General features: G+C 69.4%; 18 protein-coding genes. 10 read left to right on the forward strand and 8 right to left on the reverse strand.

Annotation, left to right across the window (positions count from 1 at the left end; genetic code table 11):
• Positions 1–50 precede the first annotated feature (50 nt).
• The 4 genes from PV396_RS35535 to PV396_RS35550 all read left to right on the forward strand — a co-directional run bounded on the left by PV396_RS35535 (position 51) and on the right by PV396_RS35550 (position 1,895).
• Positions 51–599 (forward strand): hypothetical protein, encoded by a 549-nt coding sequence (locus PV396_RS35535; protein ID WP_319211800.1) that lies wholly within the window; start codon positions 51–53, stop codon positions 597–599.
• Between the two features lie 69 nt (positions 600–668).
• The gene (locus tag PV396_RS35540) at positions 669–1,172 is read left to right on the forward strand and encodes a hypothetical protein (protein WP_319211802.1); all 504 of its coding nucleotides are present in this window, start codon (positions 669–671) and stop codon (positions 1,170–1,172) included.
• A gap of 50 nt (positions 1,173–1,222) precedes the next feature.
• Positions 1,223–1,627, forward strand: coding sequence for a hypothetical protein (locus tag PV396_RS35545; protein ID WP_319211804.1), 405 nt, complete (start codon positions 1,223–1,225; stop codon positions 1,625–1,627).
• Positions 1,596–1,895, forward strand: a complete 300-nt coding sequence (locus tag PV396_RS35550; RefSeq protein WP_319211806.1) for a hypothetical protein — start codon at positions 1,596–1,598, stop codon at positions 1,893–1,895. The genes PV396_RS35545 and PV396_RS35550 overlap by 32 nt, the downstream gene beginning before the upstream one ends.
• Before the next feature lie 147 nt (positions 1,896–2,042).
• Here PV396_RS35550 and PV396_RS35555 read toward each other — a convergent pair whose 3' ends face one another.
• Positions 2,043–2,549 (reverse strand): ATP-binding protein, encoded by a 507-nt coding sequence (locus tag PV396_RS35555; RefSeq protein ID WP_319211808.1) that lies wholly within the window; start codon positions 2,547–2,549, stop codon positions 2,043–2,045.
• Between the two features lie 275 nt (positions 2,550–2,824).
• Between PV396_RS35555 and PV396_RS35560 the strand changes: the two genes are divergently transcribed.
• The 3 genes from PV396_RS35560 to PV396_RS35570 are packed head-to-tail and all read left to right on the forward strand — an operon-like array spanning position 2,825 to position 4,412.
• Positions 2,825–3,676, forward strand: coding sequence for a helix-turn-helix transcriptional regulator (locus tag PV396_RS35560; protein WP_319211810.1), 852 nt, complete (start codon positions 2,825–2,827; stop codon positions 3,674–3,676).
• Between the two features lie 8 nt (positions 3,677–3,684).
• A complete protein-coding gene (locus PV396_RS35565; RefSeq protein WP_307626615.1) occupies positions 3,685–3,876 on the forward strand; it encodes a hypothetical protein in 192 nt (63 codons plus the stop codon).
• Between the two features lie 53 nt (positions 3,877–3,929).
• Positions 3,930–4,412, forward strand: coding sequence for a hypothetical protein (locus PV396_RS35570; protein ID WP_319211813.1), 483 nt, complete (start codon positions 3,930–3,932; stop codon positions 4,410–4,412).
• Between the two features lie 75 nt (positions 4,413–4,487).
• Here PV396_RS35570 and pyk read toward each other — a convergent pair whose 3' ends face one another.
• The 3 genes from pyk to pta form a co-directional block, all read right to left on the reverse strand.
• Positions 4,488–5,918 (reverse strand): pyruvate kinase, encoded by a 1,431-nt coding sequence (gene pyk / locus PV396_RS35575; protein ID WP_319211815.1) that lies wholly within the window; start codon positions 5,916–5,918, stop codon positions 4,488–4,490.
• A 192-nt stretch (positions 5,919–6,110) separates the two neighbouring features.
• Positions 6,111–7,331 carry an acetate kinase gene (locus PV396_RS35580; protein WP_319211817.1) on the reverse strand — a complete coding sequence of 407 codons (1,221 nt, stop codon included), beginning with the start codon at positions 7,329–7,331 and terminating at the stop codon, positions 6,111–6,113.
• On the reverse strand, positions 7,328–9,445 hold the full coding sequence (gene pta, locus PV396_RS35585; RefSeq protein WP_319211818.1) for a phosphate acetyltransferase: 2,118 nt from the start codon (positions 9,443–9,445) through the stop codon (positions 7,328–7,330). Before pta ends, PV396_RS35580 begins: the two co-directional genes overlap by 4 nt.
• A gap of 191 nt (positions 9,446–9,636) precedes the next feature.
• Here pta and PV396_RS35590 point away from each other — a divergent pair, with 191 nt between their 5' ends.
• The gene (locus PV396_RS35590; RefSeq protein WP_319211820.1) at positions 9,637–10,662 is read left to right on the forward strand and encodes an ATP-dependent 6-phosphofructokinase; all 1,026 of its coding nucleotides are present in this window, start codon (positions 9,637–9,639) and stop codon (positions 10,660–10,662) included.
• A gap of 47 nt (positions 10,663–10,709) precedes the next feature.
• On the opposite strand, the gene PV396_RS35595 is transcribed toward PV396_RS35590, so the two are convergent.
• Entirely contained in the window at positions 10,710–11,444 is a 735-nt protein-coding gene (locus tag PV396_RS35595) for a helix-turn-helix domain-containing protein (protein ID WP_416071532.1), read from the reverse strand.
• 546 nt (positions 11,445–11,990) lie between these two features.
• Between PV396_RS35595 and PV396_RS35600 the strand changes: the two genes are divergently transcribed.
• A complete protein-coding gene (locus PV396_RS35600; protein ID WP_319211824.1) occupies positions 11,991–12,440 on the forward strand; it encodes a PPOX class F420-dependent oxidoreductase in 450 nt (149 codons plus the stop codon).
• A 64-nt stretch (positions 12,441–12,504) separates the two neighbouring features.
• On the opposite strand, the gene PV396_RS35605 is transcribed toward PV396_RS35600, so the two are convergent.
• On the reverse strand, positions 12,505–13,248 hold the full coding sequence (locus PV396_RS35605) for an alpha/beta fold hydrolase (RefSeq protein ID WP_319211826.1): 744 nt from the start codon (positions 13,246–13,248) through the stop codon (positions 12,505–12,507).
• A 48-nt stretch (positions 13,249–13,296) separates the two neighbouring features.
• Between PV396_RS35605 and PV396_RS35610 the strand changes: the two genes are divergently transcribed.
• Positions 13,297–13,677 (forward strand): helix-turn-helix domain-containing protein, encoded by a 381-nt coding sequence (locus tag PV396_RS35610; RefSeq protein ID WP_319211828.1) that lies wholly within the window; start codon positions 13,297–13,299, stop codon positions 13,675–13,677.
• A gap of 24 nt (positions 13,678–13,701) precedes the next feature.
• Here the strand turns inward: PV396_RS35610 and PV396_RS35615 are convergent, their stop codons facing one another.
• Both PV396_RS35615 and PV396_RS35620 read right to left on the reverse strand, forming a co-directional pair.
• A complete protein-coding gene (locus PV396_RS35615; protein WP_319211830.1) occupies positions 13,702–14,415 on the reverse strand; it encodes a response regulator in 714 nt (237 codons plus the stop codon).
• Positions 14,412–16,217 carry a sensor histidine kinase gene (locus PV396_RS35620; RefSeq protein WP_319211831.1) on the reverse strand — a complete coding sequence of 602 codons (1,806 nt, stop codon included), beginning with the start codon at positions 16,215–16,217 and terminating at the stop codon, positions 14,412–14,414. The genes PV396_RS35615 and PV396_RS35620 overlap by 4 nt, the downstream gene beginning before the upstream one ends.
• Positions 16,218–16,257 lie beyond the last annotated feature (40 nt).

Genomic DNA, 16,257 nt, shown 5'->3' on the forward strand with positions numbered 1-16,257 from the left:
CGAAGACGCATTGGTAAGGAGTTGTTCGAGGCAGCAGGGGTGATCTTCGGATGGGCGGTCTCATCGACAACTTGGACCGGCTTGACCTGGACGCGCACGAGCGTCGCTGGTTGGCGCTCGGCGCAGGTCCCGTCGATGGCGCCGCGAGTCAATGGATGGCTGCGGCCCGGACGTTCACCGCCCGTATCCAGCAGGACTTGGCTGCGATCACCGACGAGCAGTGGCGGAAGAACGCCGAGGCATGGGCGAATCTGATGGCAGCCGCCGAGCGGTCCACCGGCCCTCAACACAACGAATGGTTGCTTCGTGACCTGTGGCTCAGGTCCTGGTTACTGGAGAAAATGGGCCCGCGTGAGCACGGGCAGTTGTTTGATCCCGGACTCGTGATCGAGCGGGCCCTGGACGCCATGCCGATGAGCCCGGAACAGGCCGCCGAACTCGCTTCGCAGTGGCGCGAGTTGGAGCGTTCGCACATGTTTTCGCTCCGCATGATCCGACGGCTGCTCAACCCCGTGCGCCACTTGGCCCCGCTCCTTGTGGATCACCTGCGGTGGAGCGAGTTCGAAACGTGGGAGCGGCTGGCGGGCGACTTGCCGTAGCGTCTTGACACCCAGAGCATCCGTACGATCAGGGAGGATGTCCCAGTCTCCGTGGGAAGGCACAAGCACGTGGCTGCTGATCCCTCCCCGGCCCTGGGCGAGTTGCTGCGGCAGCTCGCCCAGTTTGTCGGCGGGTACGAGGACAACGCTTCCTTCGCCGACGGGCACGATCGCTGGTCCCTCTACCGGGCGGCGATGGACACTCCCGCCGTACTGCCGCTGCTGTTCGAGGCGGTGGCGCTGGAGTCGGACGGTCCGCTGGCGTCCGGAGTCGTGGGTGAGGCGCTGGAACGGGTTCCCGGCGATGAGCGCGAGCGGTGGGTGGGGATCCTCCCGCCGACTGTGCGCGACTTTTCTGCGCGCCGGGCGCGGGATCTCGGGGTCCTGGAATCGATCGAGGGGGGCGCGATGTCGGCAGAGGCCGTCGGCGATCTCATCGATGGCTGGTCCGACTGGCTGCAATCGAGAGCGGTCCGTGTGACCGCCGACGAGGACGTCCTGCGCGTTGTCTCTCAGAGGGGCCGGACCAAGAGGATCAGGCGCGCTGCCGTCGACGCTCTCCGGCAGCGCTGACTCCGCGGAAACCGTCGTCTACACCTCGAACCCGAAGTGAGGCAGTGAACATGGCCGAGCCGCATGACGAGTTCGGCGTCGACTTCGGGCTCAGTGGTCTCACAGGGTTCTTTCACTACCCCACGCTGCTCCCGGGGGAGGCCGAAGCCGTCCGTCTCGTGGCGGCGTTGGCGGGTGACTACGAGGGTGCGTACGCCTGGCAGCTTCTGGAGGATGTTCGGCGGTTGTTGGAGGCTCCGCTGGCCGATGAGGAGATCCGTATCTTGTGGCTGGCCGCGACACAGGGGTACTTCGACCCGGGCGCCCACGGCTTCGACGGTCGTGGTTGGCTGCGGCGGATCGCGGAGGTGTCCCTCGCGGAGATCCGCGCGGGGGGACGCTTCCTTCATCCCGGGCGCTCCAGAGCCGGTGACGGAACCGGAGGTGAGGGATGCGGTCCTGGCGGAGATCCGTGAGATCGCGTTGCCCCTGGCCGAGGCGACCATGACCAGCCTCTACGCCGCTCCACTGCCGGACGTCGTACCGGCGCTGGAGCGAATCGTCACTGATGCCGATGCCGATCTCGGGTTCCGGCTCTTTCTGCGGGCCCTGAAGGCGTACTTCGTGGAGATCGATGAGGGCACCCTGAACCGGTTCTGCGCTCTCGGCGAGAGGTTCGGCTACCACGAGCTGGCCGTCGAGGACGGAAACCTCAACATCCGCTATTCCGACCTGGCCGACTGACCGCCTGCTGCCACCGCGCTGAGGACGCCTCCCTCACAGGAGGCGTCCTCGGGTGCGTACAGCCATCGGATCAGTTGTGCGAGTTCGGGCCCGAGGCGTTTCGGTGAGGCACGAGGCTAGGGGCGGCGCCAATTACCGCCCTCCACGTCACCATCCTTCCCGCCCCGCGAATTCCAAAGCCCTCTCCGTCGGCAGCACCGCCCACATCCGCGTCCCTCGGCCCGGCTCCCGAGCCTCCCCGAAGCCCCACTCACCACCACATGCCTCCACCACGCACCCCAGAACCTCCAACGCGTCGCCCCTGCGCTCATCGCACGCAGCGGCCAGTCGGGGGTGCGTGTGCCTGCGGTGCCCGTCGTAGACAACGACCTGGAACTCCCCCTCCCACCACCGCAACGACACATACACCGAGGCATCCACGGCGAACCGGAAAGCGCAAGCGGTCAGTTCGCCCACCACCTGCACCGCGACGTCCGCCATCTCCTCCAGCCCGTGTGCCTGGACGACAGCCTGGGTCGTGGCCCTGGCAACCTGCGAACTCACCGCCTCGGCAGGCAGAGTGAAGCCGTACGTGAGTGTGTCCGGCCGGGGCGGCGCTGTCTGCGTGAGGTCGGCCGAGACGAGACAGGCCGAGACGGCAAGCGATGAGGACATGGCGAACTCCCTTGCTGGACAACGGATGTGACGGTGCTGATGTACGCCCCGACCAGTGGCCTGTCTCCCTGACGCGGGCACACCCCTCCTAGGGAAGGAGAAGGCGGGCAGGCTCGCGCGATGCACTTCCGGACGATGTCGGGCCGTAAGTAACTGGTAACCAACCGTAGCTCAATGGGGGAGTACGAGTACTACTCTTCGTCGAAGTTCAGGTGGACCGAGAGCGCACCACAGCGGCAGACTGACCCCGTCACACAACTGAACGGGAGGGACGCATGCCGCCAAGGAGCAACCCGACGGAGCGTCAGAGGCGGTTGGGCGCGGAGCTGCGCAGGATGCGTACGTCGGCCGGGATCAAGACGGAGCACGCCGCCCGGCTGCTGAACGTCCCTCGTACCAACGTGCCCAACATGGAGTCGGGCCGCTCCGGTCTCAGCGCCGACCGGGTACGTACTCTCGCCGCCAACTACGGTTGCGTGGACGAGGAGTTCATCGAGGCGCTGGCCGCGATGACCGCCGGGCGGGACAAGGGCTGGTGGGAGGTGTACCGGGGCCTGCTCCCGGACGGCTTCCTGGACATCGCCGAGATGGAGTGGCATGCCAGGCGGCTGCGGATCACCGTCAGCGTGCACCTGCCGGGGCTGCTCCAGACCGAGGACCACGCCCGCGCCGTATTCGAAGCGGTGATCCCGCCGCTGTCTGCCCCCGGTCTTGATGCGCGCTTGGCGCACCGGGTCGACCGGCAGCAGGTGCTCGACCGGCCGGAGCCCCCGGCCCTCGACGTCATCCTCCATGAGGCCGCGCTCCGCATGGAGTTCGGCGGATCCTCCGTCGCCCGGCGGCAGTTGGAGCACCTGCTGCACGTGTCCGAGCGTGAGGCCGTGACGATACGGGTCATCCCGTTCAAGGCGGGCGGCTTCCCCGGCGCCGGACAGTCCGTCGTCTACGCCGAGTCGACGGTCCCCCGCCTCGACACCGTGGAGCTCGACAGCACACACGGCCCGGAGTTCATCGACACGGAGGCACAGCTCAGCAAGTACCGGGCCCACCTGGCCGCCGCCGAAGCCGTGGCGCTCGCCCCCGCGCCCTCGCGGGACTTCATCCGCACCCTCGCCAACAACCTCTAGGAGACCCCGTGCCCGACATCACCTGGGAAGAGCCCTACTGCGGCGAAGGCGCCAACTGCTTCCGCATAGGCACCGATCCCACCGGAAACGCCTACATCGCCATCGCCGGACAAGAAGACACCTACCTCACCGACACCCGAGACGCCCTCCGCACCCTCATCCAGGACATCAAAGCCGGCAAAGCCGACCACCTCCTCTAGCAACCTGGTGACCGATATACCCAAGAATGTTCGGTAAAGGGAAGGGAGGGCAGATGATTACTTTCGCTTTCGTGCCCCGGTCCGAGGACCTCTTCTGGTCCCCGGACCGGCGACCGGAGAACCCTGACCGGCCGGAACACCCGGAGCTGACTGGTGCGGACTTCTCCGTGAGCTACTTCCAGGCAGACGTCCGGCTCGTCGTCCACGGTGTGGATCTCAGCCTGCGCACGCTGGGACTGCCCGTGGTCGACTTCGCGCTGATGCTGGAGTACGCGAGGAGGGAGCTGGAGACCCGGAGCGACATCGCGGTGGAGACAAGCGTGACCCAGCATGTGTTCTCGTTCATCCGCGGCGCGGAAGCCGTGACCCTCACGACGAATTACGCGCCGCGTGTAGCGGAGCTGACCTGGGCTGAGCTGCGGGAGCTCACCGACCGGGCGAAGGCGGAAGCCTTTCGGCTGATCACCACGGTTCATCCGGGGCTGCGCGACAACGCGTGGCTGCGGGAGACGGTGGGGGCATCGCAGGCCAGGTGATCCGGCAGCGAAAAACCGAGGGCGCCCCCTGCAACCTTCCGCAGGGAACGCCCTCGAAGCCGTACAAGCGCCCGATCAGGCGTGTTCGCCCTCGCCCAAGTGATGCACGCGGACCATGTTCGTCGTGCCCGGGACGCCGGGCGGGGAGCCTGCTGTCATGACGACGATCTCGCCGACCTTGAAGCGGTTCAGCTTCAGCATCTCCTGGTCGACCAGGGAGACCATCTCGTCCGTGCTGTTGACGAACGGGACGACGTACGAGTCGACGCCCCAGCTCAGGGCGAGCTGGTTGCGGGTGCCCTCGTCGGTGGTGAACGCGACGATCGGCTGGGCCGCGCGGTAGCGGGAGAGGCGGCGGGCCGTGTCGCCGGACTTGGTGAAGGCGACCAGGCCCGTACCGCCGAGGAAGTCGGCGATCTCGCAGGCCGCGCGGGCGACCGAGCCGCCCTGCGTCTTCGGCTTCTTGCCGGGGACCAGGGGCTGGAGGCCCTTGGAGAGGAGTTCCTCCTCGGCGGCCGCGACGATCTTCGACATCGTGCGGACCGTCTCGAGCGGGTACGCGCCGACCGAGGACTCGGCGGACAGCATGACCGCGTCCGCGCCGTCCAGGATCGCGTTCGCCACGTCGGACGCCTCGGCGCGCGTCGGGCGGGAGTTGGTGATCATCGACTCCATCATCTGGGTCGCGACGATCACCGGCTTGGCGTTGCGCCGGCACAGCTCCACCAGGCGCTTCTGCACCATCGGGACCTTCTCGAGCGGGTACTCGACGGCGAGGTCACCGCGGGCCACCATCACACCGTCGAAGGCCGCGACGACGGCGTCCATGTTGTCGACCGCCTGCGGCTTCTCCACCTTGGCGATGACCGGGACGCGGCGACCCTCCTCGTCCATGATCTTGTGGACGTCGTCCACGTCCGCGGCGTCGCGGACGAAGGACAGGGCGACCAGGTCGCAGCCCATGCGCAAGGCGAAGCGCAGGTCGTCGATGTCCTTCTCGGAGAGGGCCGGGACGTTCACGGCCGCACCGGGCAGGTTGATGCCCTTGTGGTCCGAGATGACACCGCCCTCGATGACGATCGACCGCACCCGCGGGCCCTCGACGTCCAGGACCTTCAGCTCGACGTTGCCGTCGTTGATCAGGATCTGGTCGCCGCGCGACACATCACCCGGAAGGCCCTTGTACGTCGTACCGCAGATGGTCTTGTCACCGGGGACGTCCTCGGTGGTGATGACGAACTCGTCCCCGCGGACCAGCTCGACGGGGCCTTCGGCGAAGGTCTCCAGGCGGATCTTCGGGCCCTGCAGGTCGGCGAGGACACCGATGGCCCGGCCGGTCTCCTTGGCGGCGGCCCTGACCCGGTCGTACCGGCCCTGGTGTTCGGCGTGCGACCCGTGGCTGAAGTTGAACCGGGCCACGTTCATTCCGGCCTCGATCAGCGACACGAGCATTTCATGGGAGTCGACCGCGGGGCCGAGAGTACAAACGATTTTCGAACGGCGCATGGGGCGATCCTATCGGTTTGTTTCGCTTCGGAATATTCCGCCTGGTGGACGACGTAGAAGCACCTACTGGACACAAAGGGGCGGGATAGCGCTCAGGTGAGGCTCTTCCGTCGGAGTCGGCCGAGTCAGCCGATCTCAGCCGATCTCTTCCCAATGTCTTCCCCTTGTTCGTCCAATATCCGTTAAGTGTCTTCAGATGTCCCTTCTCACCAGCGCGTACGTCTGCGTTGAGATCTCCAGCTCCTCGTCGGTCGGGACGACCGCCACCGCGACCCGGGAGCCCGCGGGCGAGATCAGCCGCGCCCCCTGGCTCCGTACGGCGTTCAGAGCGCCGTCCACGGCCACGCCGAGGCCCTCCAGGCCGGCCACCGCCGCCTCGCGCACCGGCGCCGCGTTCTCGCCGACACCGGCCGTGAACGCGATGGCGTCCACCCGGCCGAGTACCGCGTAATAGGCGCCGATGTACTTCTTCAGTCGGTGGATGTAGATGTCGAAGGCCAACCGGGCCGCCGGGGCGTCCGCGCCGTCCTCGTCGATACGGCGGCGGATTTCCCGCATGTCGTTGTCTCCGCACAGGCCGACCAAGCCGCTCTTCTTGTTGAGAAGAGTGTCGATCTCGTCCGTGGACATTCCGCCAACTCGCGCCAAATGGAAGATGACAGCCGGATCCAGGTCACCGGACCGGGTCCCCATGACCAGTCCCTCGAGCGGCGTCAGCCCCATCGAGGTGTCCACGCACCGCCCGCCCCGCACGGCGGACGCGGACGCCCCGTTGCCCAGGTGCAGCACGATCACGTTCACCTCCTCGGGCGCCCGGCCCAGCAGCCGGGCTGTCTCCCGGGACACGTACGCATGGGACGTGCCGTGGAACCCGTACCGCCGGATGCGGTGCTCGTCGGCCGTCGCGACGTCGATCGCGTAGCGGGCCGCCGACTCCGGCATCGTCGTGTGGAAGGCCGTGTCGAAGACCGCGACCTGGGGGAGGTCGGGGCGGAGCGACTGGGCGGTACGGATGCCGGTCAGGTTCGCCGGGTTGTGCAGGGGGGCCACCGGGATCAGGCGCTCGATCTCCGCGAGGACCGTGTCGTCGATGACCGTCGGCTCGGTGAACAACTGGCCGCCGTGCACGACCCGGTGGCCGATGGCCGCCAACTCCGGGGAGTCCAGGCCGAGTCCGTCCTGCGCCAGCTCCTCCGCGACCGCCTTCAGGGCCGCCTCGTGGTCGGCGATCGGGCCCGTGCGTTCGCGGGAGGCGCCGCCGGTCGTCAGCGGGGTGTGCTTCAGGCGGGACGTGTCCTCGCCGATGCGTTCCACCAGGCCCACGGCGAGGCGGCTGCTGTCGCGCATGTCGAGCAGCTGGTACTTCACCGACGACGAGCCGGAGTTGAGGACGAGGACGCGGGTCGCGGTCACTGGTGGGACACCTTCTGGGTGGGAACCTGGCTGAGGGCAGGGTCGGTGGTCTGGGCCTGGATCGCCGTGATCGCGACCGTCGTGACGATGTCCGGGACCAGGGCGCCCCTGGACAGGTCGTTGACCGGCTTGCGCAGGCCCTGGAGGACGGGGCCGACGGCGATCGCGCCGGCCGAACGCTGCACGGCCTTGTAGGTGTTGTTGCCGGTGTTGAGGTCAGGGAAGATCAACACGCTTGCCTGGCCCGCGACTTCGGAGCCCGGCAGCTTGGTGGCGGCCACGGTCGGCTCCACGGCCGCGTCGTACTGGATCGGGCCTTCGATACGCAGGTCCGGGCGCCGGGAGCGCACCAGTTCCGTCGCCTCCCGCACCTTGTCGACGTCGGCGCCGGAACCGGACGTACCCGTCGAGTACGACAGCATCGCGATCCTCGGCTCGACACCGAACTGCTCGGCCGTGGCCGCCGACTGGATGGCGATGTCGGCCAACTGCTCCGCGTTCGGGTCGGGGTTGACCGCGCAGTCGCCGTAGACGAGGACCTTGTCGGCCAGGCACATGAAGAAGACGGACGAGACGATCGAGGCGTCCGGCTTCGTCTTGATGATCTCGAAGGCGGGGCGGATCGTCGCGGCCGTGGAGTGGACCGAGCCCGACACCATGCCGTCGGCCAGGCCCTCCTGGACCATCAGGGTGCCGAAGTAGTTGACGTCCGAGACGACGTCGTAGGCCAGCTCGACCGTGACGCCCCGGTGCGCGCGGAACTGGGCGTACTTCTCCGCGAACCGGTCCCGCAGCTCGGAGGTCTGCGGGTCGATCAGCTGGCAGTCGCCGAGGTCTATGCCCAGGTCGGCGGCCTTCTTGCGGATGCCGTCGACCGGGCCGAGCAGCGTCAGGTCGCACACGCCCCGGCGCAGCAGCACCTCGGCGGCGTGCAGGACGCGTTCCTCGGTGCCCTCGGGCAGGACGACCCGGCGCCTGTCGGCGCGGGCGCGTTCCAGGAGCTTGTGCTCGAACATCATCGGCGTGACGCGGTCGCTGCTGGGCGCGGAGACGCGTGAGAGCAGTTCCGTGGTGTCCACGTGCCGTTCGAAGAGGCCGAGGGCCGTCTCCGCCTTGCGCGGGGTGGCCGCGTTCAACTTCCCCTCCAGGGAGAAGAGTTGGGCGGCGGTGGGGAAGCTCGTGCCGGCCACGGAGACGACCGGGGTGCCCGGGGCGAGGCGGGCGGCGAGGGTGAGGACCTCGTCGCTGGGACGCTCGTTGAGGGTCAGCAGGACGCCCGCGATGGGCGGCGTACCGGCGCTGTGCGCGGCGAGGGCGCCCACCACCAGGTCGGCGCGGTCGCCGGGGGTGACGACGAGGCAGCCGGGGGTCAGCGCGGTCAGGAAGTTGGGCAGCATCGCGCCGCCGAAGACGAAGTCCAGCGCGTCACGGGCGAGGCCCGAGTCGTCGCCGAGGAGCACCTTGCCGCCGAGCGCGTGGGTGATCTGGGCGACCGTCGGCGCGGAGAGGGCGGGCTCGTCGGGCAGGACGTAACAGGGCACGGGCAGGCGGGAGTCGAGGCCCTCGGCGATGGCGGTGCGGTCCTCGCGGGCGACGCGGTTGGCGACCATGGCGAGGACGTCGCAGCCCAGCGCCTCGTACGCGCGGTGCGCGTTGCGGGTCTCGGCGAGCACCGACTCGGCGGTCTGGTCGCGTCCGCCGACGACCGCGACGACGGACGCGCCGAACTCGTTGGCGAGGCGCGCGTTGAGGGCCAGCTCGTCCGGGAACTGGGTGTCGGCGAAGTCGGTGCCGAGGACGAGGACGACGTCGTACTCGCGGGCGACGCGCAGGAACCGGTCGACGAGGGTCGAGACGAGCTCGTCGGTGCCCTGCTCGGCCTGGAGCGCGGACGCCTCCGGGTAGTCCATGCCGTACACGGTCGCCGGGTCCTGGGAGAGGCGGTAGCGGGCGCGCAGCAGCTCGAAGAGGCGGTCCGGGTTGTCGTGCACCAGGGGGCGGAAGACGCCCACGCGGTCGACCTGCCGGGTCAGGAGTTCCATGACTCCCAGCTCGACGACCTGGCGGCCGTCGCCCCGGTCGATCCCGGTCACGTACACGCTGCGGGTCGTCACGCGTGCTCTCCGTTTCAGCTGGATTGTTCGGGCCTCTCGACAGTACCCGCGTCGCTGGTCACAGCCCCGGCCAGGCCGGTCGGGGCCGGTGAGGATCGAGGGTCCGGCCGGGGCGTGAAACAATTGGAGTGGCTCACAGGTATCAAAAGCGACCAGAACGATCGATCACAGCGAGCAGGAGACACAGCACGATGCGTATCGGAGTTCTCACCGCAGGCGGCGACTGCCCCGGCCTGAACGCAGTGATCCGGTCGGTCGTCCACCGGGCGGTCACGCAGTACGACGACGAGGTCATCGGCTTCGAGGACGGTTACGCGGGCCTGCTCGACGGCCGCTACCGCACCCTCGACCTCGACGCGGTCAGCGGCATCCTCGCCCGTGGCGGCACGATCCTCGGGTCGTCCCGGCTCCAGCGCGACCGGCTGCGCGAGGCCTGCGAGAACGCCTCCGACATGATCCACGAGTTCGGCATCGACGCGCTGATCCCGATCGGCGGTGAGGGCACGCTGACGGCGGCGAGGATGCTGAGCGACGCGGGCCTGCCGGTCGTCGGCGTCCCCAAGACCATCGACAACGACATCTCGTCGACCGACCGCACGTTCGGCTTCGACACGGCGGTGGGCGTCGCCACCGAGGCGATGGACCGCCTGAAGACCACTGCCGAGTCGCACCAGCGTGTGATGGTCGTCGAGGTCATGGGCCGCCACGCGGGCTGGATCGCCCTCGAGTCCGGCATGGCCGCCGGCGCCCACGGCATCTGCCTCCCCGAGCGCCCCTTCGACCCCGCCCACCTGGTGAAAATGGTCGAGGAACGGTTCGCGCGCGGCAAGAAGTTCGCCGTCATCTGCGTCGCCGAGGGCGCGCATCCCGCCGAGGGCAGCATGGACTACGGCCACGGCGAGATCGACCAGTTCGGCCACGAGCGCTTCCAGGGCATCGGTACGGCACTGGCGTACGAGCTGGAGCGACGGCTGGGCAAGGAGGCCAAGCCGGTCATCCTCGGCCACATCCAGCGCGGCGGGACGCCCACCGCGTACGACCGCGTCCTCGCGACCCGGTTCGGCTGGCACGCGGTGGAGGCCGCGCACCAGGGCCGGTTCGGGCGGATGACGGCACTGCGCGGGACGGACGTGGTGATGGTGCCGCTCGCGGAGGCGGTCACCGAGCTGAAGACGGTCCCGAAGGACCGGATGGACGAGGCGGAGTCGGTGTTCTAGGCCCAGTTGGCCGTTCGTAGGGGCGGTACTTGGCACTTGGCCGTCGGTCAGGGGGTGTTCGGGCCGCCGGAGCCGACCCTCTCCCAGAAGTGCTCCACGATCCGGTCGAGGAAGTCGCGTCCGGCGCGGCTCGCCTCGACCGCCGCGGAACCGCCCGCTCCCCAGGTCAGGGTGGCGGCCATCTGCCCCTGGTAGTGACGGTGCAGCTCCTGGAGGGTGCTCTCCAGGAGGCGCCGGTTCAGCGGCACCATCTTGTTGACCGGGCGGACGTACGCCTGCCAGCGCGTCGTGACCGCGCCGCGCAACAGGCCGGCGAGCCTGCCGTCGAGGCCGGTGAGGGTCATCAGGTCGGCGAGCGAGAGTTCGAGCACCTCGGCGAGGATCGCCGACTGGCGCTCGGTGCCGCGCCACTCGCCGCTCTCCTCCATCCGTACGTAGACGAGGAGTTCGAGCCCGACGGCCCGGGCGACGTCCTCGGCGCTGAGCCCGCGCGCGGCACGGTGTTCGCGCAAGGTGCGGGGGCGGCCGATGAGTTCGCAGGGCGCGCACCACAACACGCCCGCGAGAGCGGTGAGTTCGTTCTTGCCGGGGGCCATGATGCCGCGTTCCCAGGCGATCACATGGTCGGACGTGATGTACGGCAGCCCGTACGAGACCTGCATCCCGTACGCGACGTGCTCGGGGCCCATTTGCAGGGCCAGACGCAGTCTGCGGGCGGCGGGGGCGTCGAAAGGGGGAGTCGGGGGCGTGGATGGTGGGGGAGGGACTGGAGGTCGGCGCACGCGCCACAAGCTAGGGGTGCGGGGCGGCGGTGACTACGTTCTGTTCGGCCACAATCACGGATTGTAGAAAGCTACGGGGTCGGGCGGTGGTCCCCGTTGATTTCGCGGCGGTCGGAGACCGGGGGTCGGGAGCTGGGAGTCGGCGATTGTCCGGCCTGTGTGGGCGTCCGATCGTGCGAACGGCAAGGTGGCGGGGCATATGCGCGCGCGTTCTCCGGTGCGGGCGGGCGGGGGTTGAGGTGGTCGGGGTGTCGGCACTGTGGGCGAGTGCCGAAGGTGAGTGCGGTGTGGTGGGGGGTTCGGAGGGGGGAGGCGGGGTGGAGTGGGACGGGTGACCGGCGAGTAGGGACGGCGTGATTTGTGCGGTGCGGGGACGGGGTGCGGCTGTCTTGCCGCCTTTCGGCGCGGCCGCCGTAGCTGCTGGAGCTCGGTACGACGACCAAGTGCCCGTTCGGCTGGGCCTGTTGGGGGCTTCGGGCGCGTACGGTGTCGGTGGCGGTTTTTGGCGGGCGCCGGGTGGCGTCGGAAAGTGGTGGTCCTGTGAGCGTGAGCGGTAAGACGGAGAAGGTCGAGGGGCACATACGGGAGCGGCTGCTCGCCCCGAACTTCTGGCACCTCGCGACGGTCGGCGCGGACGGCATGCCGCAGGTGTCGCCGATGTGGGTCGACATCGAGGGCGACCATGTCATGGTCAACACGGCCATCGGCCGCGTGAAGGAGGAGAACCTCCGCCTCAACCCGAATGTCTCGCTCTCCCACCACGACCCCGAGAACCCGTACGACCGTGCGGAGATCCGGGGGCGCGTGGTGCGGTTCGTGGAGGGCGAGGAGGCGGAACGGTCCATGGACCGGCTCACGCAGAAGTACATCGGCGAGGACCGGTACCCGTGGCTGCTGCCCGGGGAGCGGCGCGTCATGCTGCTCATCGAGGTGACGCGGGTGCGGCGGGTCGTGGGGGTGGAGCCGTTCCGGCCGGGGGTGCTGCCTGAGGCGTGAGGGGGCGCCTTACGGGGGTGTGGGGGCGGGGCGGTCACGGTCGACGCGGACTCGAGGCAACCGGTCAGCCAGCCTTCACCAGCAGGTCGGTGAGTGCGTCAGGCACGGTGACCATGCAGTCATGGCCGCTCCGCAGTTCCCACACCTGCGACGCGGCGCCGCCTGGCTGCACCGCCGGAACCGGGCGGCGCGTGACGTCCTCCGGCGTACTGCCGACACAGTGGATGTGTGTTCGTGAAATCGCGTCGGCGGCCGGGTTGTCCAGCCGGACCGGCTGCAGGAAGCAGCGCACCGATTCGTCCGACATCATCGTGCGCAGCCACGCCGTGTCCGCCGGGTCGGTCACCCCGAACAGGCCTACTGGGGCGGGCATTTCCGGCATGGGCGGGATGCGCCAGGGGGCGTCGGAGGCGGCGGCCGCGTCGATCAGTCGCTGGGTCTTCTCCGGTATGACATCCAGCGCGCTCTCACCGTCGCTCGGGACCATCGCGTCGACGTAGACCAGATGCGCGATCCGGTCCGGGACCTCGTCGGCCACGCCGGATATGACCATTCCGGCGTAACTGTGCCCGACCAGGACCACGTCGGTGAGATCCCACTCGTCGAGAAGCGCGACGACGTCGCCGACGTGGGTGTCGAGGTCGACGTCCGGAGTGAGCAGGTGTTCCTTCTCGCCGTGGCCGGTCAGCGAAGGGGCGAACACCTGGTGCCCGGCCCGGGCCAGCAGGGGAACGACCCGGTCCCAGACGCGCCCGCTGTGCCAGGCGCCATGGACAAGGACATAGGTTTTCGTGTGCGACGTACTCATGTGAAGGACGCTACTGAGCCGATAGGTACCTCCTGGTAACCTTCGGCGATGCCTGACTCAGCCGGAAGCGTCTTCCTCGCAGACTGCCCCGCCCGGCTCGCCGTCGACATCATCACCAACAAGTGGGCCGTCGTCGTTCTGTTCGCCCTCAGTCGCAGGCCCCGCCGGCACGGTGAACTCGTCGACCTCGTCGGTGGCATCTCCCGCAAGGTCCTCACCCAGACACTGCGCAGACTTCAGAGCTACGGCCTGATCGAACGTCGTGCCTACGCCGAGGCGCCCCCACGGGTCGAGTACAGCCTCACCGACCTCGGACAGACCCTCACCGGCCCCATCGCCGCCCTGACCGACTGGGCGACGACGTACGGCGCCGCAGTCGCCGACTTCCAGGAAGCGGCGCAGAAGGACACCCCGCCCTCCGACATCTGACCGCGGCCTCCGGAGCCCCCGCCGCTAGCCCTTCACCCACCGGTACTGCAACTCGGGTCGCCCCACCTGCCCGTACTGCGGGCTCCGTGCCGCGCGGCCCGCGTCCACCAGGTGTTCCAGGTAACGCCGGGCTGTGATGCGGGAGATGCCGACCTCCTCGGCGACCCCGGCCGCGGTGAGCCCCTCCGTGCCGGACCGCAGGGCCTGCGTGACCCGTTCCAGGGTGGGGGCGCTCAGGCCCTTGGGGAGAGCGGCGGGGCCCGGTGCGCGCAGGGTCGCCAGGGCGCGGTCGACCTCGTCCTGGCCGCTCGCCTCGCCGACCGACGCGTGGAACTCGGCGTACCGCACCAGCCGGTCCCGCAGGGTCGCGAAGGTGAACGGCTTCAGCACGTACTGCACGACCCCCAGCGACACCCCCTCCCGCACCACCGCCAGGTCCCGTGCCGACGTCACCGCTATCACGTCGGCGTGATAGCCGGCCGCGCGCAGCGAGCGGGCCAGTTGCAGCCCGTGGCCGTCGGGCAGGTGCAGGTCGAGCAGGAGCAGGTCGACGGGCGTACGGTCCAGCGCGCGCCGCGCCTCTGCGCCCGTGTGCGCCTTGCCGACGGCCGTGAACCCGGGCACCCGGCCCACGTACATGACATGCGCGTCGGCTGCGACCGGGTCGTCCTCCACGACGAGAACCCGGATGGGGCCGGTCGTCGTGGCCCGGCGCGTCGTATCTCTCGGGTCGGTCATACGTCGCCTCCTGGCAAGGCGGATTCGGCGGGCTCAGTCGACTCGGTCGACTCAGCCGGCTCGTGCGGCTCGTGCGGCTCGTTCTGCTCAGTGGACCCGGCGGGGGCGCTCCGCCCCGAAGCGCTCGCCGAGCCCGAAGTCATCATGGGCGCCGCCACCTTAGGCAACGGCAGCCGTACCTCGAACTCCGCCCCGCCGCCCGCCGCCTCCGCCACCGTCAGCGTGCCCTCGTGACGGGCCACCGCCTGCCGTACGAGCGCCAGCCCGAGACCCCGCCCGCCCGGTCCCGCCGGCTTGGTGGAGAAGCCCCGCTGGAAGACCGCCTCCGCGTGGGCCGGATCGACACCCGCGCCGGTGTCCGAGACCCGCAGCACCAGCAGGGAGTCCTCCGTCAGGGCCGTCACCGTCACCCGGGACGCCCCCATACCGCTCTCCACGCTTCCCTGGGCCGCGTCCACCGCGTTGTCGATGAGGTTGCCCAGGATGGTGACCAGGTCGCGGGCGGGGAGCGTGTCGGGGAGGAGACCGTCGTCGAGGCTGCTCTCCTCCGACACCACCAGCTCCACACCCCGCTCGTTCGCCTGCGCCGTCTTGCCGAGCAGCAGAGCGGCCAGCACCGGTTCGCTGACCGCCGCGACCACCTGGTCGGTGAGCGCCTGGGCGAGTTCCAGTTCGGCGGTCGCGAAGTCGACGGCCTCCTCCGCCCGGCCCAGCTCGATCAGGGACACGACGGTGTGGAGCCGGTTCGCCGCCTCGTGCGCCTGTGAGCGCAGCGCCTGCGTGAAACCGCGCTCGGAGTCCAACTCGCCCATCAGGGACTGGAGTTCCGTCACATCGCGCAGGGTGACGACCGTGCCCCGACGCTCGCCGCTCGACACCGGGGAGGTGTTGACGACCAGGACCCGGTCGGCGGTCAGATGCACCTCGTCGACGCGCGGCTCGGCCGACAGCAGCGCGCCCGTCAGAGGTGCGGGCAGCCCCAGCTCCGCCACGGACCGGCCGACGACACCTCCCTCGCTCCTGCCGTTCTCCTCGTCGTGGACGCCCAGCAACTCGCGCCCGCCGTCGTTCATCAGCGCCACCCGGTACTGCCCGTCGAGCATCAGCAGCCCCTCGCGTACGGCGTGCAGGGCGGCCTGGTGGTAGTCGTGCATGCGGCTCAGCTCGGCCGCGTTCATCCCGTGCGTGTGGCGGCGCAGGCGGGCGTTGATGACGTACGTGCCGACCGCGCCCAGCACCAGCGCGCCCACCGCGACCCCGACCAGCGCGGTGACCTGGTCCTGGACCCGGGCGGTTATCTCCTCGACCCGGATACCGGCACTGACCAGCCCGATGATCTCGCCGCCCGCGCCGTCGGCGTGGATCGGGGTGACCGCGCGGACGGACGGGCCGAGCGTGCCGGAGAAGACCTCCGTGAACGACTCGCCGCGCAGCGCGCGTTCCCTGTGCCCGAGGAAGCGCTGACCGATCTGGTCCTTGTCCGGGTGGGTCCAGCGGATGCCCTCGGGGTCCATGATCGTGACGAAGTCGACGTCGGTGTGGTGCTGCACCTGGAGGGCGTACGGCTGGAGCAGGGTCGTCGGCTTCGGGGCGGTCAGGATCGCCTCCCGCACCGACGGGGCGTCCGCGACGGAACGGGCGACGGCCATCGCCTGGCGGCCTGCCGCGTCCTCGGCCTGACTGCGGTCGCTGAGGTACGTGAACAGCGCACATCCGGCCACGACGACCGCTATGAGGACGGCCTGCATCGTGAACAGCTGGGCGGCCAGACTGCGGGGTCCGGGAACGCGGGGGAAACGCATGGTGTCAGTCTGCCTCTCCTTATAAGCGTGAACTAAATGA

The organism is Streptomyces sp. ME02-8801-2C, from assembly GCF_033793965.1.
Lineage (GTDB): Bacteria > Actinomycetota > Actinomycetes > Streptomycetales > Streptomycetaceae > Streptomyces.